The 7472-nt window shown below is 73.3% G+C and carries 6 protein-coding genes; 1 reads left to right on the top strand and 5 read right to left on the bottom strand.

The annotated features are described in order from the left end of the window. Positions 1-161 precede the first annotated feature (161 nt). Entirely contained in the window at positions 162-470 is a 309-nt protein-coding gene (locus GTW43_RS01200) for a hypothetical protein (protein ID WP_161299659.1), read from the top strand. 19 nt (positions 471-489) lie between these two features. On the opposite strand, the gene GTW43_RS01195 is transcribed toward GTW43_RS01200, so the two are convergent. From GTW43_RS01195 to GTW43_RS01175, 5 genes are all read right to left on the bottom strand, one after another. Further along, positions 490-3354, bottom strand: coding sequence for an NHLP bacteriocin export ABC transporter permease/ATPase subunit (locus tag GTW43_RS01195; RefSeq protein WP_343245851.1), 2865 nt, complete (start codon positions 3352-3354; stop codon positions 490-492). Position 3355: 1 nt separating this feature from the next. Then, on the bottom strand, positions 3356-5563 hold the full coding sequence (locus GTW43_RS01190) for an NHLP family bacteriocin export ABC transporter peptidase/permease/ATPase subunit (RefSeq protein ID WP_272922487.1): 2208 nt from the start codon (positions 5561-5563) through the stop codon (positions 3356-3358). Between the two features lie 11 nt (positions 5564-5574). Beyond that, complete coding sequence (locus tag GTW43_RS01185) at positions 5575-6375, bottom strand: HlyD family efflux transporter periplasmic adaptor subunit (RefSeq protein WP_161299656.1); 801 nt, start codon at positions 6373-6375, stop codon at positions 5575-5577. 160 nt (positions 6376-6535) lie between these two features. Beyond that, positions 6536-6763, bottom strand: a complete 228-nt coding sequence (locus GTW43_RS01180) for a type A2 lantipeptide (protein ID WP_161299655.1) — start codon at positions 6761-6763, stop codon at positions 6536-6538. A 284-nt stretch (positions 6764-7047) separates the two neighbouring features. Next, positions 7048-7472, bottom strand: a 425-nt coding sequence (locus tag GTW43_RS01175; RefSeq protein WP_161299654.1) for a DUF1275 family protein, incomplete at its 5' end; no start/stop codon positions are given.

Here is a 7472-nt window from a genome sequence, read left to right as displayed (position 1 = left end):
TCGGCAGCCCCACCCCGCACACCGAGCCCGGCGCCGTGACGTGTCGCCCCCTGTCCGCGGCCCCGTGCCCGTTCTACTCTGACGGGGACTCAACGACCCTGAGGGGGCTGCGTATGAGGGGTGGTCGGGTCCGTCGGTCCGTTCGCTCGCGGCTGCGCGGAGTGTTCGCGGAACACCGGCCCGGAGCACCGCACGGGCACGAGACCGGCCGGGGAGAGTACGCCGAGGTCCACGAGCCGCTCACCCGCGGCGAGCTGTACCGCCTCACGGCCCACGAGGAGCCGAAGCCGTACGAACTGGGGCCGAAGGTCGACGCCGACGGCGCGGTGCGTCGCTTCACCGTCCGCCAGCGCCTGCGGGCCCGGCTCGCGCGGGCCATGTACGGCCCCGGCACGTACGTGCCGAAGGCGACGCCCGAGGAGTACCGGGCCCTGCACGCCGGCTGGCACGAGTCCGAGCGCCTCGACTGATCGCCGGCCGGAACTCCGCTCACACCAGTTGCCGCCGCACCAGCTCGTGCAGCCGGCCCCCGGTGTCCGCGAGGAGCGCCGAGGGCGCGCCCTGCTGCACGACCCGGCCGCCCGCCATCACGATCACCCGGTCCGCGTCGAGGACCGTCGACAGCCGGTGCGCGATGACGATCCGGGTCGCCCGCAGCGCCCGCGTGCTGTCGATGACGACGCGCTGCGTCTCGTTGTCCAGCGCGCTCGTCGCCTCGTCGAAGAACAGCAGCTTCGGCCGCCGGATCAGCGCCTGTGCGATCATCAGCCGCTGCCGCTGACCGCCCGAGACGGCGCCGCCCCCGGCGATCATCGTGTGCAGCCCCATCGGCATCCGCTTGATGTCCTCGGCGAGCCCCGCCATCGCGGCCGCCTCCCAGGCCTCCTCCTGCGTGAACGCCTCCGCCCCGCAGATGCAGTCCAGGATCGACCCGGTCAGCGGCTGCGCGTTCTGCAGCACGACCCCGCACTGCCGGCGCACCGCCGCCCGGTCGAGCGCGGACAGGTCCTGGCCGTCGTACAGGACGCTGCCGGAGACCGGTGCGTCGAAGCCGATCAGGAGCCGCAGGAGCGTCGACTTGCCGCAGCCGCTCTCCCCGACCACCGCCACGAACTCACCGGGCCGCACCGCGAGCGACACGTCGTCCAGGACCAGCGGCCCGTCGTCGCCGTACCGGAAGGACAGACCGCGCGCCTCCAGCGCCCCGGACAGCTCCCCGGGCTGCGCCGCCGCCTCCTGCACCTCGGGCTCCGCGTCGAGGACCGGCTTGATCTGCTCGTACATCGGCAGCACCGCCGCCGCCGACAGGAGTGCGCCGGTCAGCTGGGTCACCGACGTCAGGAGCATCGTCACCGCGGTGTTGAACGTCAGGAACGCCGCCGCCGACAGCGAACCCCGTGCCGGGCCCGCGAGCAGCATGAACATCACCAGGGAACACAGCGGCAGATAGACGGCGTTGAGCACCGTCGTCACGTTCTTGATGCGGCCCGCACGGCGCTGCAGATCCCTGCTGCGCGCGAACTCCTGCGCCCAGGAGGCGTACGCGAAGCTCTCCGCGCCCGCCACCCGCAGCTTCGGCAGCCCGCGCAGGGTCTGGAACGCCTGGTTGTTCAGCTTGTTGCCGAGCTCGACGAGCTGCCGCTGCCAGCGCAGCTCCCACAGCCCGAGGGTCAGGAACACGCCCGCGACGAGCACCAGCATGCCGAGCGCGGCGAGGGCGAGCGGCACGCTGTAGACGAGCAGCAGCACGAGGTTCATCGCGCCGATCGTCACCGACTGCACGGCGACCGGCCCCACCCCGGACAGCAGCCGCCGGATCGCGCTGATGCCCATCGCGGCGCTCGCCAGCTCGCCCGTCGAACGCGACGCGAAGAAGCGGGTGGGGAGCCGCAGCAGGCGGTCCCACACCGCCGGTTGCAGGACGCTCTCCACCCGGCCCTCGACCCGCAGCACGGTCAGGTTCTGGAGCAGCATGAACACGGCCGACACGACACTCGCGACCACGACGGCGAGCGACACCTGGGTGATCAGGCCCGTCTGCGCGGTCGGCACATAGGTGCCGAGGACCCGGCCCGTCGCGATCGGCACCAGCGCGCCGAGCACCACGGTCACGAGGCCCGCGAGCAGCAGCCTGCGCACGTCCGCGCCCGCGGCGCGCATGCTGAACCGCATGAGCCGCCACGGGCTCGACGGCCCCTGAGGCAACGGCCGGTACAACATCACGGCCCGCTCCTCGAAGTCCTCCGCGTTGTCCTCGTCGACGCGCGTCCTGCGCTCGCCCGACGGGTGCACCGCCTCGTAGCCGCCGCGCCGCCACAGCAGCGCGACCGGGGCCCCGGACGCGGCCCGGAACCCGACCAGCGGCCCGGAGTCCTCGCGCCACCAGGCGCCCGCCAGCCGCACCGGCCGGGTCCGCACCCGGGACGCCACCGCGATCTGCTCCACCGGCTCGACCCGGTCGCTCACCGCCTGCCCGCGCGGCGGCTCGACCAGCGTGATGCCCGCGGCGCGGGCCACCACCGCACACACCGCGTACGTCGCGTCGACGCCCGCCGCCTCGCCGCCGCGGCCGCGCCGCCTGCGCGAGTCGATCGACGCGAGCAGGGTGCGCTCCGCCTGCTCACGGACCGCCTCACCGGCGCGGATGCCCGCCGCGGCCCGGTCCTCGTGCGCGCTCTCGAGCCGCTCGATCCAGCGGTCGAGCGCGGACAGCAGCCGGTACTGCTGGTTCACCATCCGCTGCCACAGCCCGGCGTCCACCAGCAGGTCGGCCGCCGCGTCCGCGGCGTACGCGGCCCCGTACTGCACGCTGCCCGGGGCGAGTTGGGGCCACAGCACGTCGTCGTCGCTCTCGCCGTGCCCGTCGAGCCCGGCGTCCGTCGTGGTGCGGCCGTCGAGCGGCGCCTCGAACAGCACCCGCTGCCCGCGTCCCACACCGAGCGCGAACGCCTCCTCCAGCAGACTCCACGCCGTCTCGTAGCCGCCGCCGTACGCGGCCGCGTAGGCGCCCTCGTGCGTGGGCGGCGAGTACGGCAGTTCGCGCAGCGGGATCCGGCGCAGGACGCAGCCGGTCGCGGGGCGGCCCACCAGTGTGTGCTGGGCGCCCTCGACGGGGCCGAGCAGCAGCGTGCCCGGCTCGAGACGGCCGAGGAAGTGCCAGTGGCCCTGCGCGAGCGCGTCCACCGCGAACAGGTCGAGGACGCCGTCCGCGACCAGCCACAGCACGTGCGGGCCCTCGAGCGGCAGGCTGCGCACGCCCGCGCAGTCGACCGGCGTGCCGAGCCCGCCGAACGCGGCCACGACCTGGTCCGACGCCGCGGCGTGGGACGGGAGTCCCTCGTGCGTGTAAGTCACCTCAGTGCTCCCTGACCAGTTCGGCATAGGGTCCCCCGGCCGTCACCAGGTACTCGTGCCGGCCGCGCTCGACGACCTCCCCGTGGTCGAGGACCACGATCTCGTCGCTGTCGCGCACGGTGCTCAGCCGGTGCGCGATCACCACGCAGGCGCAGCCGCGCCGACGGATGTTGTCCATGACCGTCTGCTCGGTCTCGGCGTCGAGTGCGCTCGTCACCTCGTCGAGCACCAGGATGCTGGGGCGGCGCACCAGCGCCCGCGCGATCTCCAGCCGCTGGCGCTGCCCGCCCGAGAAGTTCCGGCCGTCCTGCTCGACGCGCCCGTGCACGCCGCCCGGCCGGCGCGCCACGACGTCGAACAGGCAGGCGTCGCGCAGCGCGTCGGCCACCGCCTCGTCGCTGATCGACGGGTCCCACAGCGCGACGTTGTCCCGCACGGTGCCCTCGAAGAGGAAGACGTCCTGGTCGACGAAGGACACGGACGCGGCGAGTGCTCCGCGCGGGATGTCCTCGAGACGCGTCCCGTCGATCCGGATCACGCCCTCCCAGGGCGCGTACAGGCCGGAGATGAGCCGCGACACCGTCGACTTGCCGCTGCCCGAACCGCCGACCAGCGCCACCTGCCGGCCCGGTCCCACCGTCAGCGAGAACCCGTTCAGGAGCGGCTTGTCCAGCGGGCTGTACCCGAACGTGATGTTCTCCAGCTCCACATGCCCCTTGAGGCGCCGCGTGCTGCGCACCTGCTCGGGGCGCGCGTACAGCGTGTCGACCGGGAAGTTCTCGACGTCCTTGAGCCGGGCCACGTCGGCGGCGAAGTCCTGGATCCGGCCCGCGACCCCGTTCAGCCGGGTGATCGGCGCCGTGAAGCGGGTGACCAGCGCCTGGAACGCGACGAGGAGACCGACCGACAGATGGCCCTCGACGGCCCGCAGCCCGCCGATCCACAGGATGAGCGCGCTGTTCAGCGTCGCGAGTGTCGGTGCCACGACGCCGAGCCACGCACTCGGCACGCCCAGCCGCTGCTGCTCCTCCAGGGTGGTGGCGTGCTGTCCCGCCCAGCGCCGGAACCAGCCGTTCTCGCCGCCCGTCGCCTTCATCGTCTCGATCAGCTGAAGACCCGTGTACGAGGTGTTGGTCAGCCGCGCCGAGTCGGCCCGCAGCTTCTGGGTGCCGGTCGCGCGCAGCCGGACGACGATGCGCATCGCCACCACGTTCAGGAGGGCGATCCCGACGCCGACGAGGGTCAGCTGAGGGTCGTAGGTCCACAGCAGTGCCGCGTAGAGCAGCACCACGATGCCGTCCACACCGGCCGCCGTCAGGTCCCGCGCCAGGGTCTCGGCCACCGCGTCGTTCGACTGCAGCCGCTGCACCAGGTCCGCGGGGCTGCGCTGGGCGAAGAACGTGACGGGCAGGCGCAGCAGGTGGCCGAAGAACCGGGCGCTGCTCAGCGTGGAGGAGATGATGCGGCCGCGCAGCAGATTCGCCTGTTGCAGCCAGGTCAGGACGCCTGTGAGCGCGACCATCGCTCCCATCGACGCGAACAGCGCGCCCAGCAGCGAGGTCTGGTCGCCGATCAGGAACAGGTCGATGTAGGTGCGGCTGAGCGCCGGCACCGCCGCGCCCACGGCGACGAGCAGCAGGCTCGCGAGGAGCGCGGCCAGCATGGTGCCGGTCGTGCCGCGCAGCCGACCGGGCAGCGCCTTGAGCACCCCGGGGCGGCGGCCGCCCGGGCGGAACCCGTCCCCGGGTTCGAGCACCAGGACCACCCCGGTGAAGCTCGTGTCGAAGTCCTCCATCGGCACGAACCGGCGTCCCTTGTCGGGGTCGTTGATGTGCACCCCGCGCCGGCCGAACCTGCGGCCCGTGCCGTCGTAGACGACGTAGTGGTTGAACTCCCAGAAAAGGATCGCGGGCCCCTGCACGTCGGCGAGGGCCCCGGGCTCCATCTGCATGCCCTTGGCCGTGAGTCCGTAACTGCGTGCCGCCTTCAGGAGGTTGCTGGCGCGCGAGCCGTCCCGGGAGACACCGCACGCGATGCGCAGCTCCTCCAGCGGGACGTGCCGGCCGTGGTGGGCGAGGACCATCGCGAGGGAGGCGGCGCCGCACTCGACGGCCTCCATCTGCAGCACGGTCGGGGTGCGCACCGAGCGGCGGCGGCGCGGCGGGGGAGTGGGGCGGGCCCGGCGGCGGCCGTGGCCGGCGGGCGGCAGCGAGGTCGTGGTCACGGCAGCAGCCAATCGATCGGGCGCTGCTCGGCGAGGTGCACGGCGCCGGAGGCGAGGGTCATGGAGGTGAGCGGGTACGGGGGTCCGTCGGGGGTCGACCAGGCGTAACCGGACTCGGTCGTGGAGGACGCGTCGAGCTTGACGAGGACGGGGACCTGCGGGCCGCCCCGGGTGAACTGCCCGGCCAGTTCGGTGTCGCCGAGAAGGTCCGCGACCTGGCGCCGCGTCTGCGCGCCGCGGCCGACCGCCTTCACCGTGCCGCGCAGCACGCCGTACTGCTTGGCCTGCGGGACCGTCAGATCGACCGTGGCGCCGGCCGGGACGGTGCCCGCGCCGGTCGCCGGCACGTAGAGCATCGCGACGAGCGGATCGCGGGACGAGCCCGTGCGTTCGACGGTCGCGACGTCGGAGCCGGTCGTGACGACGGCGCCCACCCGCGCGACCAGGGCCGTCACCCGGCCCGCCTCGATCGCCCGCACCGCGCGGTCGCCCTGCTCGGTACGGACCTTGAGCAGTGGGGCGTCGGCCCGGACCCGCTCGCCCTCGCGCACGTACACGCCGGTGACCTGGCCGGTGACCGGGGTCTGGAGCACGTAACTGCCCTGCCCGTAGGTCAGGATGCCGTCCGCCCGCAGGGTCGAGGACACCGAACCGGTCACGGCCCACACCGCGGAGGCCGCCATCACGACGAGCGTGACGGCGAGCACGAGCAGCCCCTGCGGCCGTGCGAGCCGCACGGGGAGGTCGAGCGCCTCCGGCGACTGCAGCTTGGACAGGGCCTGTTGGCGGAACTGCACGTGCTGTCTTCCCTTACGTAGACCGGTACGGGCCGCGCCCGGACCGGAAGGGGGGGAACAGGTCCGGGCGCGGCCGAAGGCCCCGGGACCGGAGGGGGTCCCGGGGCCTGGGGGCCCGTCGCCGGTCAGGACGGCGACGGACCGATCCGTCGGATCAGCCTCAGAGGCCGGCGACCAGACCGGTGGCGAGACCCGTGACGGCGCCGGTGTTGACACCGGTCAGGCCCTCGACGGTGCCGGTGAGGCCCGAGACGACGCCCGAGACCGGGGCAACGGAGTCGAGGGTGCCGGTCAGGTTGGCGGCGACGCCGCCGACCAGGCCGCCGGACACGTTGTCCAGCTCGGCGTCGGAAATCTCGAGGGTCTCGACCTGGGGGGTGTTGCTCATGATTGAGCCGCCCTTCTCAATGGTATGTCGGGGTATTTCAAATAACGCGGCCGGTGCGGTGATCCGGCGGGGAACCGAGTCCGTCCCGGGCCACGATGCGGAGGATCAAAGCACGCCCGGCGCTCGCACAGCCAATCGGAAGGTCCCCGGTCAGAGGCAATGTGCCCGCTCAACTCCCGCCCGGTGTGGATCCGTTCACGAAGGGGCGGCAGCTCCTTCACATTCTTCACGGCGGGAATCGTGAACGTGGTGTGCGCACTTTCCCGGAATGGGACACGGGCGCATCAATGACGCCCGTCGCGTGTATCCCGCAATGGATTTTCGTGAACCGTCGTGACCGCGTTGCGCAATCGCTGTGCAGGTTTCTGACACAGCACCGCCGCGGCCGTGAGTACGGCCGGCGGCACGAACGCCCAGGGCTCCGCCGCCCGGTGCACGAGGACCGCTCCGGCCGCGCCGCACGCCACCGCGAGCAGCCGCCCCGCACCCCATGCGGCGTCGCCGCCGCGGCCCGAACCGTCCAGCGTTCCGGTCACCAGCGTCGTGAGGGTTCCGGTGAAGTACGTCGTGGGCGCCGCGCCCGTACCCGCCGCGACCATCGCGCCCGACTGTCCGCCCATCGCCACTGCCGACGCGACGAGCAGCACCGTCCGCCACGCCCCGGCCGGCCGGCCGTCGAGCGCGCCGCCCGCGACCGCCACGCAGGCCA

The sequence above is a fragment of the Streptomyces sp. SID5785 genome, from assembly GCF_009870065.1.
Classification (GTDB): Bacteria; Actinomycetota; Actinomycetes; order Streptomycetales; family Streptomycetaceae; genus Streptomyces.
Note: the sequence above shows the minus strand (reverse complement) of the source record. Positions and strands in the feature narration are given on the sequence as shown.

Bases quoted from the DNA above. Each gene is read 5' to 3' on its own strand.
- GTW43_RS01180 (WP_161299655.1), bottom strand. From the start codon at position 6,763: ATGAGCAACACCCCCCAGGTCGAGACCCTCGAGATTTCCGACGCCGAG.